The organism is Mangrovibacter sp. MFB070 (assembly GCF_000705335.1).
Lineage (GTDB): Bacteria > Pseudomonadota > Gammaproteobacteria > Enterobacterales > Enterobacteriaceae > Mangrovibacter > Mangrovibacter plantisponsor.
The window spans coordinates 120,050-138,046 of the sequence record NZ_JJMI01000005.1 but is presented as its reverse complement, the minus strand read 5'-3'; the positions used below and the strand labels follow the sequence as shown (position 1 = coordinate 138,046).

Below are 17,997 nucleotides of genomic sequence, written 5' to 3'. Positions count from 1 at the left end.
CTCAACATGACAATGCTAAATGTAGAAGGGCTGTGCAAAACCTTTGTGCTGCACAACCAGCAAGGGGCGCGGTTGCCGGTCCTTAACCAGGTTTCACTGCAGGTGAACGCCGGGGAGTGTGTGGTCTTACACGGCCATTCAGGCAGCGGTAAATCCACACTACTGCGCACGCTTTACGGCAACTATTTACCCGATTCGGGCAGCATCAACGTACATCACCATGGCGAACAGGTTGATTTGGTGACTGCCAGCGCCCGGCAAATTTTGGCGTTACGGCGCGATACGCTGGGCTGGGTGAGCCAGTTTCTGCGCGTGATCCCGCGCATCAGTGCGCTGGAAGTGGTGATGCAGCCTTTGCTGGAGCGGGGCGAAGCGCGCGATGTGTGCGAAGACAAAGCCCGTGAATTACTCGCCCGCCTCAACGTACCACAACGTTTATGGTCACTGGCGCCTGCCACGTTTTCCGGCGGCGAGCAGCAACGTGTGAATATCGCCCGTGGGTTTATTGCCCGGTCGCCAGTATTACTGCTGGATGAACCCACCGCATCGCTGGATAACAAAAACTGTGCGGCGGTTGTGGCGCTGATTGAAGAAGCCCGCAGCCGTGGTGCGGCGATTGTCGGCATTTTTCATGACCGTGAAGTCAGAGAACGGGTGGCAAACCGCCTGCATATTATGAACCCCATGGTGGCGGAGACAGAAGCATGATTATCAACAATGTACGTATGGTACTGGAGCAGGAAGTGGTTTCCGGTTCATTGGAAGTGCGTGATGGGGTGATTAGCAGTTACAGCGAAACAACCAGTCAGTTACCACAGGCGCTGGATGGCGAGCAGGACTGGTTACTGCCGGGGCTGGTTGAACTGCATACCGACAACCTGGATAAATTTTTCACGCCGCGCCCGGGAGTGGACTGGCCTGCCCACTCCGCCATGAGCAGCCACGATGCGTTGATGGTTGCCAGCGGCATTACCACCGTTCTGGATGCCATTGGTGTGGGTGATGTACGTGATGGCGGCCACCGCATGGATAACCTGGAAAAAATGATTGGCGCCATTCAGGAAAGCCGCGGCCGGAATGCCAACCGGGCTGATCACCTGCTGCATTTGCGCTGCGAGCTGCCTTACCACGCCACGCTGCCGCTGTTTGAACAACTGATGAACACTGATATTTTGCGAGTTGTGTCACTGATGGACCATTCACCAGGCCAGCGCCAGTATGCTTCGCTGGAGAAATTCCGTGAATATTACCAGGGAAAATACCAACTGACGGACAGCGAAATGGCGGCGTATGAAAGCGAACAGGTTGCTCTGGCGGCCCGCTGGTCGCGCCCCAACCGTGAAGCGATCGCCGCATTATGCCGTGAGCGCGGCCTGGCACTGGCCAGCCACGATGACGCCACGGCGGCGCATGTGGATGAATCCTGTGAGATAGGCAGCGTAATAGCGGAGTTCCCCACCACGTATGAGGCCGCGCAGCATTCCCGGGATAAAGGCCTGAATATTTTAATGGGCGCACCGAATATTGTGCGTGGTGGTTCGCACTCAGGAAATGTGGCGGCACACTGCCTGGCAACCAGTGGTTTACTGGATATTCTGTCATCGGATTACTACCCGGCAAGCCTGCTGGATGCCGCGTTTCGCCTGGCAAAAGACGAGCGTAATTCACTGAAGCTCCCGGCGACCATTGCAATGGTGACGGCAAACCCGGCGCGGGCGATAGGCCTTGCTGACCGCGGGCGTATTGCTGAAGGGTTGCGGGCAGACCTGGTCCTGGCACATACCCACCACGGGCATGCACAGGTGCGCCATGTCTGGTCACAAGGGCGGCAGGTTTACTGATGGCGCGGTTAATCTGGCTGACGGGGCCTTCTGGTTCAGGGAAAGACAGCCTGTTGGATGCCTTGCGGGCGCAGCCGCCTGCCGGGCTGGTGATTGCCCACCGCTACATTACCCGCCCGGCTTCTGCGGGCGGGGAAAACCATGTGGCGCTGACCACCACCGAATTCCGTCGCCGCCTGCAGGCCGGGTTGTTTGCACTGCACTGGCAGGCCCATGGCTGTGAGTATGGGCTGGGCATAGAAATTGATTTGTGGTTGCAGCGCGGGCTAAATGTGCTGGTAAATGGCTCCCGCCAGCATTTCCCCGCCGCCCGGGAGCGCTATGGCGATAGCCTGTTCCCAGTGGTGTTGCAGGTTTCCTCAGATGTGCTGGCCCGGCGCCTGCGCCTGCGGGGGCGAGAAGACGAAGCGGCCATAGCCCTTCGCCTGCAACGCAGTGTTTGCGTTCCTGAACCCAATGCTGTTTGCCTGAATAACGATGGTGCGCTGGCAGACACCCTGGCGGCGTTTAACCAGTTGCTGGAGAACCATGCATTATGCAACTCACCTTTTTAGGCACCGGTGGTGCGCAACAAGTGCCGGTCTTTGGTTGTAGCTGCCTGGCCTGCCAGCGTGCCCGTCAGGATAACCGCTATGCCCGCGGCCCTTGCAGCGCGCTGCTCCAGTCCGGTGATGAAACCATACTGATTGATGCCGGGCAGTGCCACCTTGAACAGCGCTTTACGCCAGGAGAACTGAGCCGGATAGTGCTCACCCACTACCATATGGACCACGTCCAGGGGTTATTCCCGCTGCGCTGGGGCATGGGTGAGCCGATCCCGGTGTTTGGCCCGCCGGACTCACAAGGTTGTGACGATTTATTTAAACACCCCGGCATCCTGGATTTTCAGGTTCCTTTCACGCCTTTTGAACCCGTTCACTGGCCAGGCATGACCGTCACCCCAGTACCCTTGCAGCATTCAAAAATCACCTTTGGCTATGTTTTCAGGAAACACGGCACATCCAGTAATACTCTGGCCTGGCTGTGCGACACCTGCGGGCTACCACCTGAAACGCTGGCATTTTTGCAAAGCGTACCACTGGGTAACCTGGTGCTGGATTGCAGCCACCCGCCAGGCGGCACTCCTCCGCGCAACCATAACGACATCACCCAGGCGCTGGCGATTCACCATGCGCTACAACCGCAGCATACCTGGCTTACCCATATCAGCCACGGGCTGGATAACTGGTTGCAGGAAAACCGCCTGCCAGAATCTGTTTCCCCCGCATGGGATGGCATGACCCTGGCCCTGTAACCGCTAACTGCGGGTTGTTCACCGTTTAATCATTTTATTGTCATTAAACATTCATCTGCGCTCGCCTTAATAGGGGCACCTTAACCGACAGATGGCAATGACAATGAACATGGCGCAGGCACTTTTAAAATCCACCTTAGCAGCCCCGGAGCCGCAACTTCAGCCGGTTGCACAACAGACAGTGCTGAGTGTGCAGGATTTGTGCAAATCCTGGAATGGTCAGCACAATGTTCTGGATGGCATCAGTTTTGATCTCCATGCCGGTGAGCTGGTGGGCGTGATTGGCCGCTCGGGGGCAGGGAAATCCACACTGTTACATGTGCTCAATGGCACTCATACCGCCACATCCGGGCATATCCTGAGCCAGGAAGACGACGATGACGAGCGGGATATTACTGAACTGCATGGCCGGGCGTTACGCCAGTGGCGCAGTGAATGCGGCATGATCTTCCAGGACTTTTGCCTGGTTCCGCGCCTGGATGTGTTAACCAACGTGTTGTTGGGCCGCCTGAGCCAGACCAGCACACTGAAATCCCTGTTTAAAATTTTCCCGGACAGCGACCGTGCACGGGCTATTGAATTACTGGAGTGGATGGGCCTGCTGCCCCATGCTCTGCAGCGCGCAGAAAACCTGTCCGGCGGCCAGATGCAGCGCGTGGCAATCTGCCGCGCCTTAATGCAGAACCCGCGTATTTTGCTGGCAGATGAACCTGTTGCCTCTCTCGACCCGAAAAATACCCAGCGCATTATGGATGCCCTGAAACAGGTCAGCCAGCGTGGGATCAGTGTGATGGTCAACCTGCATTCAGTAGAACTGGTGCAAAGCTATTGCTCGCGCGTGATTGGCATTGCCAGCGGGCGCGTGGTGTATGACGGGCACCCGGCAAGTTTAACAGAAGACACCCTGCAACAACTCTATGGCGATGAAATCAGCCAACTTCACTAACGCACCCTTACCAACAAGACTCACAGGCAAATGATAATGAAAAGGCAGAAAAACCTTATGAAACACTCCTTTCGTTCACTGGCACTGATGGCAGGCGTATTCATGGCCGGTAACGCGATGGCGGCGGATGCGCCAAAAGAACTGAATCTGGGTATTTTGGGTGGGCAAAATGCCACACAGCAAATTGGCGATAACCAGTGTGTGAAAACGTTCTTTGATAAAGAACTGCATGTAGATACCAAACTGCGTAATTCGTCTGACTACTCTGGTGTTATTCAGGGGTTACTGGGCGGCAAAGTAGATATGGTGCTGAGTATGTCACCCTCGTCTTACGCATCGGTGTATATCAACAACCCGAAAGCTGTGGATGTTGTGGGTATTCTGGTGGATGACAAAGATCAGTCACGGGGTTACCACTCTGTCGTGATCGTTAAAGCCGACAGCCCGTATAAAAAACTGGAAGATCTGAAAGGGAAAGCGTTCGGTTTTGCCGATCCGGATTCCACCTCGGGCTACCTGATCCCGAACCATGCCTTCAAACAGCAGTTTGGCGGCAACACCGATAACAAATACAACAACTTCTTCTCCAGTGTGACCTTCTCTGGTGGCCATGAACAGGACATCCTGGGTGTACTGAACGGCCAGTTCGCTGGTGCCGTCACCTGGACCTCACTGGTGGGCGACTATAACACCGGTTATACCTCTGGTGCCTTTGGTCGTCTGATTCGTATGGATCACCCTGATCTGATGAAACAGATCCGCATCATCTGGAAATCGCCGTTGATCCCCAATGGCCCGATCCTGGTAAGCAACAGCCTGCCAGCCGATTTCAAAGCCAAAGTAGTTGAAACTATTAAGAAACTGGATAAAGAAGACCATGCCTGCTTCGCTAAAGCAGTGGGTGGTGAACAGCATGTTGGTCCGGCAACTGTTGCCGATTACCAGCAAATCATTGATATGAAACGTGAGCTGGTCACAGCCCGTTAAGTTATTTGGTACTGGCGCCCGGTTATCTCACCGGGCGTTGTTTTACCGCAGGTAGCGCACATGACGTCGAACACCGAATTTGAGCAGTATTACCAGCAAGTTAAACGCCAGCAAAAGCGCGATACCTTGCTTTGGTCTCTGGTTTTATTGGGGCTTTACCTGGCGGCAGGCAATGTGGCGGAATTCAGCCTCACTACGCTCTGGCAGGCACTGCCACACTTCTTTGATTACCTGTTTGAAACCCTGCCAATACTGCACTGGAACCAGTTGTTTGCCGACGGGCACACTAAGGGCTCGTTATTGTACTGGGGCTACCGGTTGCATATTCAGTTACCACTGATTTGGGAAACGCTGCAACTGGCGCTGGCATCAACCCTGGTGGCCGTTGCACTGGCTGTGGTACTGGCTTTTATGGCGGCAGGCAATACCTGGACACACCCGGCATTGCGTTATGGCGTGCGGTCGCTGGTGGCATTTTTGCGCACTATGCCAGAACTGGCCTGGGCGGTGATGTTTGTGATGGCGTTCGGTATTGGGGCGATTCCCGGCTTTCTCGCGCTGGCGCTGCATACCGTGGGCAGCCTGACCAAACTGTTCTATGAAGCTATTGAAAACAGTTCATCGCGCCCGGTGCGCGGCCTTGCTGCCTGTGGTGCCAGCCGCCTGCAACGCATGCGCTTCGCACTGTGGCCGCAGGTGAAACCGCTGTTTTTATCTTACAGCTTTATGCGCATGGAAATTAATTTCCGCTCTTCCACCATTCTGGGGTTGGTTGGCGCGGGCGGTATCGGCCAGGAGCTGATGACCAACATCAAGCTCGACCGTTATGACCAGGTGAGCATTACGCTGCTGTTGATTATCCTGGTGGTGTCATTACTGGATTTGTGCTCAGGCCGGTTGCGTCGCTGGGTGCTGGAGGGGAAAGCATGAGTGTGTGGCAAACGGAACCGAATATCGCTCAGTGCCGGAGTTCTCACCCTGAATTATTTCGGGCACAACGGCGCTATTTGCGCGGTGTTGCTATTCTTGCGCTGGCGGTTGTGGCCTATTACGTCTGGTTTTTCCTGCAGTTTGGCATTACTGCGGAACAGTTCACCCGGGGTATGGGGCAACTGGGGCGTTACTTCGCACGCATGTTTGTCTGGCATGATTTTGCCTCCTGGCCCTTTGGGTATTATCTGGGGCAAATTGGCATCACGCTGGCGATTGTGTTTGCCGGTACTCTGACGGCAACGTTCATTGCATTGCCTCTGTCTTTCCTTGCTGCCCGTAACGTGATGCAGGGCCGGGTCAATGGCGTTGTTGCTCTGCTGATGCGCCGCCTGTTCGATGTGCTGCGTGGTGTGGACATGGCGATTTGGGGGCTGATTTTCGTGCGTGCCGTGGGGCTTGGGCCGCTGGCTGGTGTACTGGCAATTGTGATGCAGGACACGGGGCTGCTGGGGCGCTTATATGCAGAAGGCCATGAGGCGGTGGAACGTTCGCCCGGGCGCGGGCTGAGTGCTGTCGGTGCCGGGAATGTGCAAAAGCACCGCTTCGGTATTTTCACGCAGTCTTTCCCGGCGTTTTTGGCGTTGAGCCTGTACCAGATAGAATCCAATACGCGTTCAGCCGCGGTTCTGGGTTTTGTGGGTGCCGGTGGGGTGGGGCTGGTGTACGCCGAAAACATGCGCCTGTGGAACTGGGATGTGGTGATGTTTATCACCCTGATTCTGGTTGCAGTGGTAATGGCAATGGATGTGGCATCGACCTGGTTACGCCAGCGCTATATCACCGGTAAAACAGTGCCCCTGTTTGAAGCCCGGTAATGGGTTTAACGCTCTGTAATTCTTTAAAACTGGCAATTTTTACCGCAACGCATTCAGTGCCTGTGCCGCTGTCCCGGTGCAGGCACAAGAACGGAACCCGGTTGTTGGTACTGTGTTAGTTTTGTTTGCTTTTCGTTAAATCAACAAGTTGTGCACAAATTGCGCTTTGAGCCATGAAAAAAGTGTGTGTAGAATAACCCACTCACTAAAGGAATTGCTCATGCCCCAACGTTTGTTCCTCTCTCTGGCGCGCTACCTGAAACACGGGTTTATCACCCCGGTGCTGTTTCTGGCTGCCTGCTGGCTGGTGGGCAATGCACCGTTGGCTCAGGCGAGCGAATCCTCCCCCGGCACACATCTTTCTGCACCCGTTACCACGCATTACAGCCATGACAGCCACAATATGGCCATGCTGCACACCATGGCGATGCGTACTTCGGTAGACCGCATTCTGTGTGAGAAAGATTGCCACCCGGATTATGGCAAGCTGCAGCACCACAAACTGCAACCTGAACCTGTTGCCATGGAATCCGGGCTGTTGCTGGTAGAACGCTGGGAGCGTGATTGCGTTCAACCTGTGTCCTGGCATGTTCCCCCCAGCACTGGCCCACCTGCTGAAATCCGTTTTTGCCGTTTCAGAGAATAGATCTACCCGTTTTTCACCTTTCTGGTGGCCTTTTGGCCGTTTGTGAAAATTTGGGAGACTTCTCTAATGAAACTGTTATTTGTCCGTTTTGCTGCGCTGCGCGGCACCCTGTTAGTTACTGCTTTATCTGCTGCAACACTGTTGCTTACCGCCCCCACTGCCGCACTGGCAGAATCCATGCACGATATGCAAGGCATGCAGGATATGCCAGGCATGAACACGCCTGCTGCACAACCTGCAGATGTCATTACTGCCACCGGTGTCGTGAAGAACTGGGGAGCGGAAAAAGTCTCGATTGCTCACCAGGCTATTCCACAACTTAACTGGCCCCCTATGACCATGCAGTTTTCCTTGCAGGGTTACCAGGGGCAGGCTTTTGCCCCCGGCCAGCACATCACCTTTGCGTTTAAACAGGTGACAACGGGTTATCAACTGGTTTCCGCCAGCACGAACTAACACCGGAGTCACAATGAAAAGACCATGGAAAATGGCGGCCTGCGGGCTGCCTGTCCTGCTGTGGCTGTCTGCCGCGCAGGCAACCACTCTGGAAGCATCGTTGCAGGCGGCTCAGGCCTGGTCGGCTGGCCTGTCGGCCAATGCGCACCAGGTAAATGCGCTGGAAAATATGGCTGTTTCGGCAGGCCAGTTGCCCGACCCAAAACTACTGGTAGGGATTGATAACGTGCCGGTGCAGGGCAATAACAGCCACCGTCTTACCCGTGAAGGCATGACGATGGAGAAAATTGGCATCAGCCAAACCTGGGTAAGCGGCACTAAACGCCAGCGCAAAGTAGACACTCTGCAGGCGCAGGCGCGTGAAGTTGAATCAGGCAAAGGGGTGATACTCGCACAGCTACAACGCGATACCGCCCAGGCCTGGCTCACACTGGCGATTGCCCGGAAAACGCTGGCGGCCATTGATGAACAGTTGGCGGAAACCCAACGCCAGGTGGCAGTACAAAAAGCCTCAGTTGCCAGTGGCAGCGCACAACCCGACAGTACCGTGGATATCAGCCTGGCGGTGAATGAGATGCTGAATTTGCAGGACAATGCCCGCCGGGATATTCAGGTTGCACAGGCGCGCCTGATGCAACTGACCGGTGAAGAGATAACGCAAACCAGTGGCCCTTTCCCGCGCATTGAGCGTTTGCCTGCTTCGGCCGCAGTATTGCTGGAAGGTGTGCAACAGCACCCGGAAATCATCCAGGCGGCCCGGGCGGCCGATGTCGCAAAAGCGCGTTCACAGCAATCTGCAGTGGCCGGGCAACCGGATGTCGGTGTGCAAGTCTATTACGGCCACCGTGGCGACGGTATGGATGACCTGGCAGGTGTTCAATTGTCGGTGGATTTGCCGCTGTTTCAGGGCAAGCGGCAGGATAAAGACTATTCAGCGGATCTCTCCCGTGCCATGGAGGCAAAAGACCAGTTGACGTTACTGGTGCGTGAACACAAGGCGCAGCTCAATGCGCTGATTGCGCAGTACCAGTCTGCACAGGCGATTTACCAGCGCCAGCGCGACACGGTATTACCATTATTGCAGGCCAAATACCGGCTGACAGAAGCACAGTACCGTGCCGGAAACAGCACACTGACCGCATTGCTGGCCGCAAGGCGCGCACAACTTAACGGCAACGTCGCCCTCAGTAATAACCAGCAAGCCATGGCAACAGCCTGGGCCGCTATCCGCTACCTCACCGTGCAGGACTCACCACAATGAAACCGCAACTACGTCTTATTAGCCTGATGGCGCTTTGTGCCGTTATTTTTGCCACGGCCGGCTGGTTTGCCGGTAAACACAGTAGTGGGGACACTGCTAACACAACCAATCAACCCGCAGCCCCCGGTGAGCGCAAAGTGTTGTACTGGTATGACCCAATGACGCCGGGCACCCGGTTTGATAAACCCGGTAAATCGCCGTTTATGGATATGGACCTGGTACCACGCTATGCCGATGAAGAAGGGCAACCAGACGGCGTGCAGGTCAGCGCCCGGCAGCAACAGAACCTCGGTGTACGTACTGCCGACGTCACCAAACGGGTTATGGAAGCCCGCCTCGACGGGTATGGCACTGTCGCCGTGAACGAACGCTCCCGGGTAACGGTGCCCGCCCTCGCCAGTGGCCTGGTGGAAAAATTGTATGTGAATGCACCGCAGCAATTTGTGCATAAGGGCGAAGCCCTGGCACAGTTGTGGATCCCGCAATGGGCAGCGGCGCAGCAGGAGTACCTGGCTGTCAGAGCACTGGGCGACGCGGCATTAAACCACGCGGCGCGCGAACGCCTTGCGCTGTTATTTATGCCAGAAGAGATAATCCGCCAGGTGGAACGTACTGGTAAGCCACAAACCCGGGTAACGGTGCGCGCTTCCCAGGCGGGTTATATCAACCAGTTAGATGTGCGTGAAGGCGCGCAAGTCTCCGCCACTCAGGCATTGTTTGATGTCGCGGCGCTGAACTCCGTCTGGGCTGTGCTGGATTACCCGCAAAACCAGGCCGCACAGGTTCATACCGGTAGTGAAGTAACCGCCACCACACAGGCCTGGCCGGGCAAAGTATTCCAGGGCAAGGTCACCGAGGTGCTACCAAACCTGGATGCCGACACCCGCACCCTGAAAGCGCGCGTCACACTTGATAACCCCGACCAGCAACTGCGCCCCGGTATGTACCTGCATATGGCGTTAACCCCAGCTACACAACAGGCTCCTGTGCTGGCGATACCGGAAGAAGCGCTGATCACCACTGGCAACCAAAACCGGGTCTTGCTGGCTGAAAAAGACGGCTATTTCTCACCGCAGGCTGTCACGCTCGGTGAGCATGCTCAGGGCTTTGTTGAAGTGAAATCAGGGCTTAAGGAAGGCCAGCGTATTGTGGTCTCCGGGCAATTCCTGATTGATTCAGAAGCCAGCCTGCGTAGCGCGTTACCGCAAATGGCAGACAACAACCCCGGCACTGCAGCCACAGCCACACAAGCAGCGGCAACGGATAAATCCAGTGCGCCAGCCGCTATTTCTGCGAATGGCGAAGTGGTGGCGCTGGCCGATGGCGCAATCACGATTTCTCACGAAGCGATTCCTGCCCTGAAATGGCCACCTATGACCATGGATTTTTCAGCAACGCCCCAACAACAGCAGGGGCTGAAAATTGGCGACCATGTGATGTTCTCATTCACCATGACTGAAGATGGCGCTCGCCTTGAATCCATCATGAACATGCCCGCCGACGGGCATAAGGCTCAACGATGATTGCAGCAATAATTCGCTGGTCTTTGCGTAACCGCCTGTTGGTTGTGCTGGCGGCGGTAATGATGGCAGCCTGGGGCGTCTGGGCGGTAAAAAATGCGCCGCTCGATGCGCTGCCAGATTTGTCAGACACCCAGGTCATTGTGCGGGTCAGTTACCCCGGCAAAGCGCCACAAATTGTTGAAGACCAGGTTACTTACCCACTGACCACTACCATGCTATCTGTGCCCGGGGCCAAAACCGTGCGTGGGTATTCCATGTTTGGCGATGCCTATGTGTATATCCTGTTTGATGATGGCACAGACCCGTACTGGGCGCGCTCCCGTGTGCTGGAGTATTTAAGCCAGGTGCAGTCGAGCCTGCCGCCGGAAGCCCGTGCCTCGTTGGGGCCGGACGCCACTGGTGTGGGTTGGGTGTATGAATATGTACTGGCCGACAAAACCGGCAAACACAGCCTGGGGGATTTACGCGCCATTCAGGACTGGATCCTGAAATATGAACTGAAAACAGTCCCTAATGTTTCGGAAGTTGCCAGTGTGGGCGGTATGGTGAAGCAGTACCAGATTGTGCTGAACCCGGACCGCATGCGGGCACTGAATGTTACCCACCAGCAAGTAGCGGACGCGGTGAAAAGTGCCAACCAGGAAGGGAGTGGCGCAGTGGTAGAAATGGGTGAGGCCGAATATATGGTGCGCACCTCCGGCTACCTGAAAAACCTGCAAGACTTTGCGAATATCGTAATTACCAGCCGTAACGGTGTGCCGGTCATGCTGTCTGATGTGGCAACGATTCGACGCGGCCCGGAATTGCGGCGCAGTGTGGCAGAGCTTAATGGCGAAGGCGAGGTAACCGGCGGCATTATCATTATGCGCTCGGGTAAAAACGCTCTTGCCACCATCGATGCCGTGAAAACCCGGCTTGCCGAAGTCAAACGCAGTTTGCCTGCAGGTGTTGAAATCGTCCCGGTTTATGACCGTTCGTTACTGATTAAGCACTCCGTTGAAACTCTGACCCACAAACTGATTGAAGAGTTTATTGTGGTGGCGCTGGTCTGCGCGCTGTTCCTGTTTCATTTCCGTTCGGCGCTGGTGGCAATGATTAGTTTGCCACTGGGTATCCTGGGGGCGTTTATCGTCATGCATTACCAGGGTGTCAGCGCCAATATTATGTCGCTGGGCGGGATAGCCATTGCCATTGGTGCCATGGTGGATGCGGCCATCGTCATGATAGAGAACATGCACAAAGGGCTGGAACGATGGCGCCATGAACACCCCGGGCAAACACCCCAAGGTAATGACTACTGGCATGTTGCCGGGCAGAGTGCGGCAGAAGTGGGCCCGGCGCTGTTTTGCAGCCTGCTGATTATTACCTTGTCTTTTATTCCGGTGTTCACGCTGGAAGCCCAGGAAGGGAAAATGTTCTCGCCGCTGGCCTTCACCAAAACCTGGTCTATGGCGGTGGCTGCCGGGTTGGGGATCACCCTGGTTCCGGTGCTGATGGGCTATTTTATTCGCGGGAAAATTCCCGATGAGCAGGCCAACCCGGTTAACCGTATGCTGATTCGGGGTTATGAGCCACTGCTGGCCTGGGTGCTGGCGCGGCCAAAAACCACACTGGCACTGGCGGGGGTATTGTTGGTGGCGACACTGTGGCCGCTATCTCGCCTGGGCAGTGAATTTATGCCTGCGCTGGACGAAGGCGACTTGCTGTATATGCCTTCAACTCTGCCGGGGATTTCGGCTCAGGAAGCCGGGCGCCTGCTGCAACTGACGGACCGGATGATTAAAACCGTGCCTGAAGTGGAGACGGTATTCGGCAAAGTGGGGCGGGCAGATACTGCAACCGACCCGGCACCGTTAACCATGCTGGAAACCACCATTCACTTTAAGCCCAAAGATCAGTGGCGCCCGGGCATGACCATGAAAAAGCTGATTAATGAGCTGGATAAAACGGTGCAGGTACCGGGTATCGCGAACGTGTGGGTTCCGCCAATTCGTAACCGGCTGGATATGCTCTCTACCGGGATCAAAAGCCCGGTCGGCATCAAGGTGAATGGCGATAACCTGGCGCAACTGGAACAGGTTGCTGAACAGATTGAACGTGTGGTGAAAACAGTACCCGGCGTGACATCGGCACTGGCAGAACGCCTGGATGGCGGGCGTTATATCAATATTGATATCGACCGTGCCGCCGCTGCCCGCTATGGCGTTTCAGTGCGGGAGTTACAGTCGGTGGTATCGAGCCTGGTGGGCGGGGAAAATATTGGGGAAACTCTCGAAGGGCGTGAGCGTTACCCCATCAGCATTCGCTACCCGCGGGAGATGCGTGATTCGGTACAGAAAATACGTGATTTGCCGGTGGTCACTGCATCAGGCGCACAAGTTGCGTTGTCTCAACTGGCCTCGGTTTCAGTCAGTGAAGGCCCGGCCATGCTGAAAAGTGAAAATGCCCGTTTATCTGACTGGGTGTATGTGGATATTCGCGGCCGGGATTTGCGCTCAGCTGTACTGGCGATGCAGCAGGCGGTTAACCAGCAAGTTCAGTTGCCGCAAGGTGTGTCGTTAACCTGGTCCGGGCAGTTTGAGTATATGTCCCGTGCGGCGGAGAAACTGAAAGTGGTATTGCCGGTGACACTGGTGATTATTTTCGTCCTGCTGTACCTGACATTCCAGCAAGTTAAAGATGCGCTGTTAATTATGGGCACACTGCCATTTTCCCTGATTGGCGGGGTGTGGCTGCTGTATTTACTGGGGTACAACTTGTCGGTAGCTACGGCGGTGGGCTTTATTGCGCTGGCCGGGGTGGCGGCAGAGTTCGGGGTGATTATGGTGCTCTACCTGAACCATGCCATACAGCACCAGCGCAAAGAAGGGCCGCTAACGCGCCACCAGTTACTGGCGGGGATCCACGAAGGGGCAGTATTACGTGTCCGGCCCAAAGTGATGACCGTCGCCACGATCATGGCAGGTTTACTGCCCATTATGTGGGGTGGCGGTACGGGTTCTGAAGTGATGCAGCGCATTGCCGCGCCTATGATTGGCGGCATGATCACCGCACCGTTATTGTCGATGCTGGTGATCCCGGCGGTGTATTTGCTCTCACACCGTAAAGGTTGAGCTTCAGAGCAGCAGATTGATGAAAAAGAAGGAAAAAGCGTGTTTTTTCCTTCTTTTTAGTTAGCGGGCGAAAATCAATGAATTGATTTTCCTGGTTTTTTATTGGGTCACATCCTCTGGCACTGTGCAGGCATGAGGTTTGTCATCAGCCTCGCGCGCCTTTGAAGGTGCGGCTTACTTAAAGTGCAAATGGAGGTAACTGGCGGAAGGTGTTTTGCAATCCTTCCGACCAGGCTTTGCGTATAGTGGAAAACCAGGGGTCATCCTCGGTAATACGCCGTTGCCCACTGGCATCAAAACTATTGGCACGGTAAAGCATGACATCCAGCGGCATGCCCACCGAAAGGTTACTGCGCAACGTAGAATCTATCGACACCAGCGCACAGCACATTGCCTGCTCCAGCGGTGTATCCTGGCGCAGTACCCGGTCAATAATCGGTTTACCGTACTTGCTTTCGCCTATCTGGAAATAAGGCGTGTCCTGGGTCGCTTCTATGAAATTGCCTTCCGGGTAGATATGAAACAGGCGGTGGGGTTCGCCATGGATCTGCCCGCCTAACAACAGGTTACAACCAAAATTAACTGTGCTGCCACTTTGCTGTGCACGGCTGTCGCGCTGGACCACTTCCTGCAATGTTTGCCCAACTAATGTTGCGGCATCATACATGGAATGCGCCTGCATCAGGTTGGGCTCCTGCTCTGCCTGAATCCGCGCAGACAACAGGCTGATAACGCTCTGTGTGGTTGCCAGGTTACCGGCAGACTGCAACACCAGCACCCGGTCAGCATTCCGGCTGAACACATGTAATTTTTTAAACGTTGCAATATGGTCTACTCCCGCATTGGTGCGGGAGTCAGAAGCGAATACCAGCCCGTCAGACAGGCACATGGCCACACAGTAGGTCATGGAACACTCTCGTACTATTTATTGCTGTTGTTGCGCCTGCTGGGAAAACTGGCGCACTTCAGCCTCAGAAAACATAACCTCTGCGCCACCGCCCAGACGGCTGCCGCGCACCGGGCAGGCATCCAGGTAGTCCAGACCGACAGCCAGCTTCAGGTGTTGCGCCAGGCTGCGGGTATTATTGGTGATATCAAAGGCCAACCATCGGTCATCCAGCCACACTTCCACCCAGGCATGCATCGCCACGTGGTGGGTATCCTTACTGTACACATAACCGCTGACATAGCGTGCCGGGATTTGCAGGCTACGGCAACAGGCAAGAAACACATGGCTGTGATCCTGACACACACCCATCCCTCTGTCGAAGGCTTCTGCCGCACTGTCCTGCACCTGGGTCGCTCCTGGTGAATAGGGCATTCTCTCCCGCAGCGCCGCCATCAGCGTGGTCAAACTCTCCACTGGCGCTTCGGGCTGAAAATAGTGGCTGGCAAAGGCGCGAATAGCATCATTCGCCTGAGTCAGTGGCGTACTGCGCAGGAAAACCAGTGGGGAAACCTGCGCGGGTTCGTCATCGGTTTCATTGCTCTCTTCGTTATCGGCAATATCGACTATCCCCTGAGCATGAATCACTATCTCTTTGTGGGGATTATCCAAAGTGAGTACATGCAGCACATTGCCCCAGGTATCGGTAGTGGCCACGCTGGCGCACTCCGGAAAGGTGAGCGTCCAGGCGCGAATATGCTGGTGGCCGGAGTCTTGCGGTGTCAGACGCAAATACTGGGTACTGAATTTCACTTCTTCATCGTAGCTGTAACGGGTCAGGTGATTAATGGTGAGCTTCATACCGTCTCCAGATAAGTTTTGTGAATGCTGTCGGCAAGGGCGTTGATCCGGGTTAACAGGCCGGTCAGGTAACTTTGCATATCTGCTTTGACTAAATCCTCCAGCGTGCTGAACCGTAAATCGACATTTAACTGGTGTGCTATGCGCAGGGGTTGTTGCGAGTGCTGGTTCGCCACCAGTTCAAGCTGGCCGACAATATCTTCGATACAGGCCCGCAGTGAACGCGGTACGTCGTTGCGCAAAATCAGTAATTCCGCCACGGTTTCGCGGGTGACTGGCTGGCGATACAAGCTGTTATAGGCTTCCCGGGCGCTCACGGCGCGTAACAGGGTATCGAGCCGGTAATATTCGCGAACGGAATCCGGGTCGTTACTGATTTGCTGGTCTTTCACTAACAGGAGCTGTGTGGTTGCCAGAGCACGTTCGATAAGGGTGCCAATGCGAATAAAGCACAAAGCATCGTTACGCAGCAACGTGCCAAAAATCGCGCCACGAAACAGGTGAGCGCGGTCTTTTACCCAGTCAAAAAAGGCATCGGCACCAATGCTTTCCACACCCTGCTTACGCAGTTTTTTCAACTGGATACGAGTGGTGTTAATACATTCCCACACTTCTGCCGACAGGCTGCCTCTTACTGCGTGAGCATTGTTCCATGCCAGTTCAACACAACTGCAAATACTGCTGGGGTTGTTGCTATCCATAGCAAAGAAATTCAACAGGTTATCCATAGAAAAACGGGCGTAACGTGCCTGAAACAGGTCGTGGGTCCACGACAGGTTCAGGGATAACGCCAAATCCCGCTGTTGCTGGCTGTGGCGCGGCATCATGGAGAGTTTGTAAGTAACGTCCAGAACCCGGGCGAAACTTTCTGCCCGCTCCAGGTAACGGGCCATCCAGAACAGTTCACTGGCTGTGCGGCTTAGCATTATTCATCGTCCTCCATTACCCAGGTGTCTTTGGTTCCCCCGCCCTGAGACGAGTTCACCACCAGTGAACCTTCCGTTAGCGCGACGCGGGTTAACCCACCAGGCACCAGGCGGGTTTCCTGCCCGGACAACACAAAGGGGCGTAAATCGATATGGCGTGGTGCCAGGCCGTCGTCCACAAAGGTGGGGCAGGTGGACAGCGCAAGGGTTTCCTGGCCGATATAATTCGCCGGGTTTGCCAGCAGGCGTTCACGGAAAGCCTCCACTTCACTGCGTGTTGCCCTGGGGCCAACTAACATGCCGTAACCGCCAGCACCATGAACTTCTTTCACCACCATCTGGTCGAGGTTGTTGAGCACGAATTTCAGGTCTTCGGGTTTGCGGCATTGCCAGGTGGGAATGTTGTTGAGAATCGGTTGCTCACCGAGGTAAAAACGGATCATTTCCGGCACATAAGGGTAGATGGATTTATCATCTGCCACACCAGTGCCAATGGCATTGGCCAGCACCACGCCACCAGCCCGGTAAACAGAAAGCAGGCCGGGTACTCCGAGCATGGAATCGGTGCGGAAGGCGAGGGGGTCAAGCCAGGCATCATCAATACGGCGGTAAATCACATCCACCCGGCGCGGCCCTTCTGTGGTGCGCATATACACTGCGCCAGCTTTAATAAACAGGTCGGCGCTTTCCACCAGCTCCACCCCCATTTGCTGGGCCAGAAAACTGTGTTCAAAGTAGGCGCTGTTAAACCGCCCTGGTGTCATAACCACCACACAAGGGTCATCCACCGGGGAGCTTTCGCGCAGCGTTTGTAACAGATAGCCGGGGTAACGCTCCACCGGGGCAATATGCTGGTTGGCAAACATCTCCGGGTATAACCGCATCATCATTTTGCGGTTTTCCAGCATGTAAGACACACCAGAAGGTGTGCGCAGGTTGTCTTCCAGTACGTAATAGTTACCGTCGCTGTTGCGTACCATATCAACGCCGGTAATGTGGGCGTAAATATGGTTATGCAGGTCAATACCAATCATGCAGGGCTGGAGCTGTTCATTGGCCAGCACTTGCTCAGCGGGGATTAGCCCGGCTTTAAGAATGGTTTGGTCGTGGTAGATATCATGGAGAAAAGCATTGAGCGCTTTGACGCGCTGGCGAATGCCCTGGTCGAGTTTTTTCCATTCATCGGCGGGAATAATGCGCGGTACGCTGTCAAAAGGGATTAACCGTTCCGTTCCTTCATCTTCACCATAGACATTAAAGGTAATGCCGATGCGGTGAAACAGCAGTTCTGCCTGCTCTTTTTTCTGGCGAATGGCAGTTTGGTCGGTATTCTGAAACCATTGCCACCAGCCGTCATAGTGTTGGCGTTGCTTTCCTTCTGCCGTCAACATTTCATCGTAATACACGCCATCCGGTACGGTTATTTTTATCATTACACGCTCCAGTTAT

General features: G+C 55.1%; 17 protein-coding genes. 13 read left to right on the top strand and 4 right to left on the bottom strand.

All coding sequences use genetic code 11. The features are described from left to right. Positions 1-6 precede the first annotated feature (6 nt). The 13 genes from phnL to DT73_RS02415 all read left to right on the top strand — a co-directional run bounded on the left by phnL (position 7) and on the right by DT73_RS02415 (position 13,875). Positions 7-708, top strand: a complete 702-nt coding sequence (gene phnL / locus DT73_RS02475) for a phosphonate C-P lyase system protein PhnL (protein WP_036103355.1) — start codon at positions 7-9, stop codon at positions 706-708. Continuing rightward, positions 705-1,841: an alpha-D-ribose 1-methylphosphonate 5-triphosphate diphosphatase gene (gene phnM, locus DT73_RS02470; protein ID WP_036103351.1), complete on the top strand. Its 1,137-nt coding sequence runs from the start codon at positions 705-707 to the stop codon at positions 1,839-1,841. The genes phnL and phnM overlap by 4 nt, the downstream gene beginning before the upstream one ends. Then, positions 1,841-2,395, top strand: coding sequence for a ribose 1,5-bisphosphokinase (phnN, locus tag DT73_RS02465; RefSeq protein ID WP_036103349.1), 555 nt, complete (start codon positions 1,841-1,843; stop codon positions 2,393-2,395). The genes phnM and phnN overlap by 1 nt, the downstream gene beginning before the upstream one ends. Continuing rightward, on the top strand, positions 2,377-3,135 hold the full coding sequence (gene phnP, locus DT73_RS02460; RefSeq protein WP_036103346.1) for a phosphonate metabolism protein PhnP: 759 nt from the start codon (positions 2,377-2,379) through the stop codon (positions 3,133-3,135). Before phnN ends, phnP begins: the two co-directional genes overlap by 19 nt. Before the next feature lie 109 nt (positions 3,136-3,244). Continuing rightward, the gene (gene phnC, locus DT73_RS02455; protein ID WP_152552470.1) at positions 3,245-4,081 is read left to right on the top strand and encodes a phosphonate ABC transporter ATP-binding protein; all 837 of its coding nucleotides are present in this window, start codon (positions 3,245-3,247) and stop codon (positions 4,079-4,081) included. A 57-nt stretch (positions 4,082-4,138) separates the two neighbouring features. Then, positions 4,139-5,068, top strand: a complete 930-nt coding sequence (gene phnD, locus DT73_RS02450) for a phosphonate ABC transporter substrate-binding protein (RefSeq protein ID WP_036103558.1) — start codon at positions 4,139-4,141, stop codon at positions 5,066-5,068. A gap of 60 nt (positions 5,069-5,128) precedes the next feature. Then, the gene (gene phnE, locus DT73_RS02445) at positions 5,129-5,998 is read left to right on the top strand and encodes a phosphonate ABC transporter, permease protein PhnE (RefSeq protein ID WP_036103340.1); all 870 of its coding nucleotides are present in this window, start codon (positions 5,129-5,131) and stop codon (positions 5,996-5,998) included. Further along, positions 5,995-6,876 carry a phosphonate ABC transporter, permease protein PhnE gene (phnE, locus tag DT73_RS02440; RefSeq protein ID WP_036103337.1) on the top strand — a complete coding sequence of 294 codons (882 nt, stop codon included), beginning with the start codon at positions 5,995-5,997 and terminating at the stop codon, positions 6,874-6,876. Before phnE (DT73_RS02445) ends, phnE (DT73_RS02440) begins: the two co-directional genes overlap by 4 nt. A gap of 220 nt (positions 6,877-7,096) precedes the next feature. Further along, positions 7,097-7,522: a hypothetical protein gene (locus DT73_RS25050; RefSeq protein ID WP_051691242.1), complete on the top strand. Its 426-nt coding sequence runs from the start codon at positions 7,097-7,099 to the stop codon at positions 7,520-7,522. Positions 7,523-7,588: 66 nt separating this feature from the next. Further along, entirely contained in the window at positions 7,589-7,978 is a 390-nt protein-coding gene (locus DT73_RS02430) for a copper-binding protein (RefSeq protein WP_036103333.1), read from the top strand. Between the two features lie 13 nt (positions 7,979-7,991). Further along, positions 7,992-9,239, top strand: coding sequence for a TolC family protein (locus DT73_RS02425; RefSeq protein ID WP_051691241.1), 1,248 nt, complete (start codon positions 7,992-7,994; stop codon positions 9,237-9,239). Next, positions 9,236-10,762, top strand: coding sequence for an efflux RND transporter periplasmic adaptor subunit (locus tag DT73_RS02420; protein WP_036103331.1), 1,527 nt, complete (start codon positions 9,236-9,238; stop codon positions 10,760-10,762). The genes DT73_RS02425 and DT73_RS02420 overlap by 4 nt, the downstream gene beginning before the upstream one ends. Next, a complete protein-coding gene (locus tag DT73_RS02415) occupies positions 10,759-13,875 on the top strand; it encodes an efflux RND transporter permease subunit (protein WP_036103328.1) in 3,117 nt (1,038 codons plus the stop codon). Before DT73_RS02420 ends, DT73_RS02415 begins: the two co-directional genes overlap by 4 nt. 178 nt (positions 13,876-14,053) lie before the next feature. Here DT73_RS02415 and DT73_RS02410 read toward each other — a convergent pair whose 3' ends face one another. The 4 genes from DT73_RS02410 to DT73_RS02395 are packed head-to-tail and all read right to left on the bottom strand — an operon-like array spanning position 14,054 to position 17,981. Continuing rightward, positions 14,054-14,782, bottom strand: a complete 729-nt coding sequence (locus tag DT73_RS02410) for a proteasome-type protease (protein WP_036103324.1) — start codon at positions 14,780-14,782, stop codon at positions 14,054-14,056. Between the two features lie 18 nt (positions 14,783-14,800). Next, entirely contained in the window at positions 14,801-15,622 is an 822-nt protein-coding gene (locus DT73_RS02405) for a transglutaminase family protein (protein ID WP_036103321.1), read from the bottom strand. Further along, positions 15,619-16,548 carry an alpha-E domain-containing protein gene (locus DT73_RS02400; RefSeq protein WP_036103318.1) on the bottom strand — a complete coding sequence of 310 codons (930 nt, stop codon included), beginning with the start codon at positions 16,546-16,548 and terminating at the stop codon, positions 15,619-15,621. Before DT73_RS02400 ends, DT73_RS02405 begins: the two co-directional genes overlap by 4 nt. Beyond that, positions 16,548-17,981 carry a circularly permuted type 2 ATP-grasp protein gene (locus tag DT73_RS02395; RefSeq protein ID WP_036103315.1) on the bottom strand — a complete coding sequence of 478 codons (1,434 nt, stop codon included), beginning with the start codon at positions 17,979-17,981 and terminating at the stop codon, positions 16,548-16,550. Before DT73_RS02395 ends, DT73_RS02400 begins: the two co-directional genes overlap by 1 nt. Between the last annotated feature and the right edge of the window lie 16 nt (positions 17,982-17,997).

Excerpts from the sequence above, each read along its gene's own strand:
- phnL (WP_036103355.1), top strand. The coding sequence starts at position 7 with ATGACAATGCTAAATGTAGAAGGGCTGTGCAAAACCTTTGTGCTGCAC.
- phnM (WP_036103351.1), top strand. The coding sequence starts at position 705 with ATGATTATCAACAATGTACGTATGGTACTGGAGCAGGAAGTGGTTTCC.
- phnN (WP_036103349.1), top strand. The coding sequence starts at position 1,841 with ATGGCGCGGTTAATCTGGCTGACGGGGCCTTCTGGTTCAGGGAAAGAC.
- phnP (WP_036103346.1), top strand. The coding sequence starts at position 2,377 with ATGCAACTCACCTTTTTAGGCACCGGTGGTGCGCAACAAGTGCCGGTC.
- phnC (WP_152552470.1), top strand. The coding sequence starts at position 3,245 with ATGGCGCAGGCACTTTTAAAATCCACCTTAGCAGCCCCGGAGCCGCAA.
- phnD (WP_036103558.1), top strand. The coding sequence starts at position 4,139 with ATGAAACACTCCTTTCGTTCACTGGCACTGATGGCAGGCGTATTCATG.
- phnE (WP_036103340.1), top strand. The coding sequence starts at position 5,129 with ATGACGTCGAACACCGAATTTGAGCAGTATTACCAGCAAGTTAAACGC.
- phnE (WP_036103337.1), top strand. The coding sequence starts at position 5,995 with ATGAGTGTGTGGCAAACGGAACCGAATATCGCTCAGTGCCGGAGTTCT.
- DT73_RS25050 (WP_051691242.1), top strand. The coding sequence starts at position 7,097 with ATGCCCCAACGTTTGTTCCTCTCTCTGGCGCGCTACCTGAAACACGGG.
- DT73_RS02430 (WP_036103333.1), top strand. The coding sequence starts at position 7,589 with ATGAAACTGTTATTTGTCCGTTTTGCTGCGCTGCGCGGCACCCTGTTA.
- DT73_RS02425 (WP_051691241.1), top strand. The coding sequence starts at position 7,992 with ATGAAAAGACCATGGAAAATGGCGGCCTGCGGGCTGCCTGTCCTGCTG.
- DT73_RS02420 (WP_036103331.1), top strand. The coding sequence starts at position 9,236 with ATGAAACCGCAACTACGTCTTATTAGCCTGATGGCGCTTTGTGCCGTT.
- DT73_RS02415 (WP_036103328.1), top strand. The coding sequence starts at position 10,759 with ATGATTGCAGCAATAATTCGCTGGTCTTTGCGTAACCGCCTGTTGGTT.
- DT73_RS02410 (WP_036103324.1), bottom strand. The coding sequence starts at position 14,782 with ATGACCTACTGTGTGGCCATGTGCCTGTCTGACGGGCTGGTATTCGCT.
- DT73_RS02405 (WP_036103321.1), bottom strand. The coding sequence starts at position 15,622 with ATGAAGCTCACCATTAATCACCTGACCCGTTACAGCTACGATGAAGAA.
- DT73_RS02400 (WP_036103318.1), bottom strand. The coding sequence starts at position 16,548 with ATGCTAAGCCGCACAGCCAGTGAACTGTTCTGGATGGCCCGTTACCTG.
- DT73_RS02395 (WP_036103315.1), bottom strand. The coding sequence starts at position 17,981 with ATGATAAAAATAACCGTACCGGATGGCGTGTATTACGATGAAATGTTG.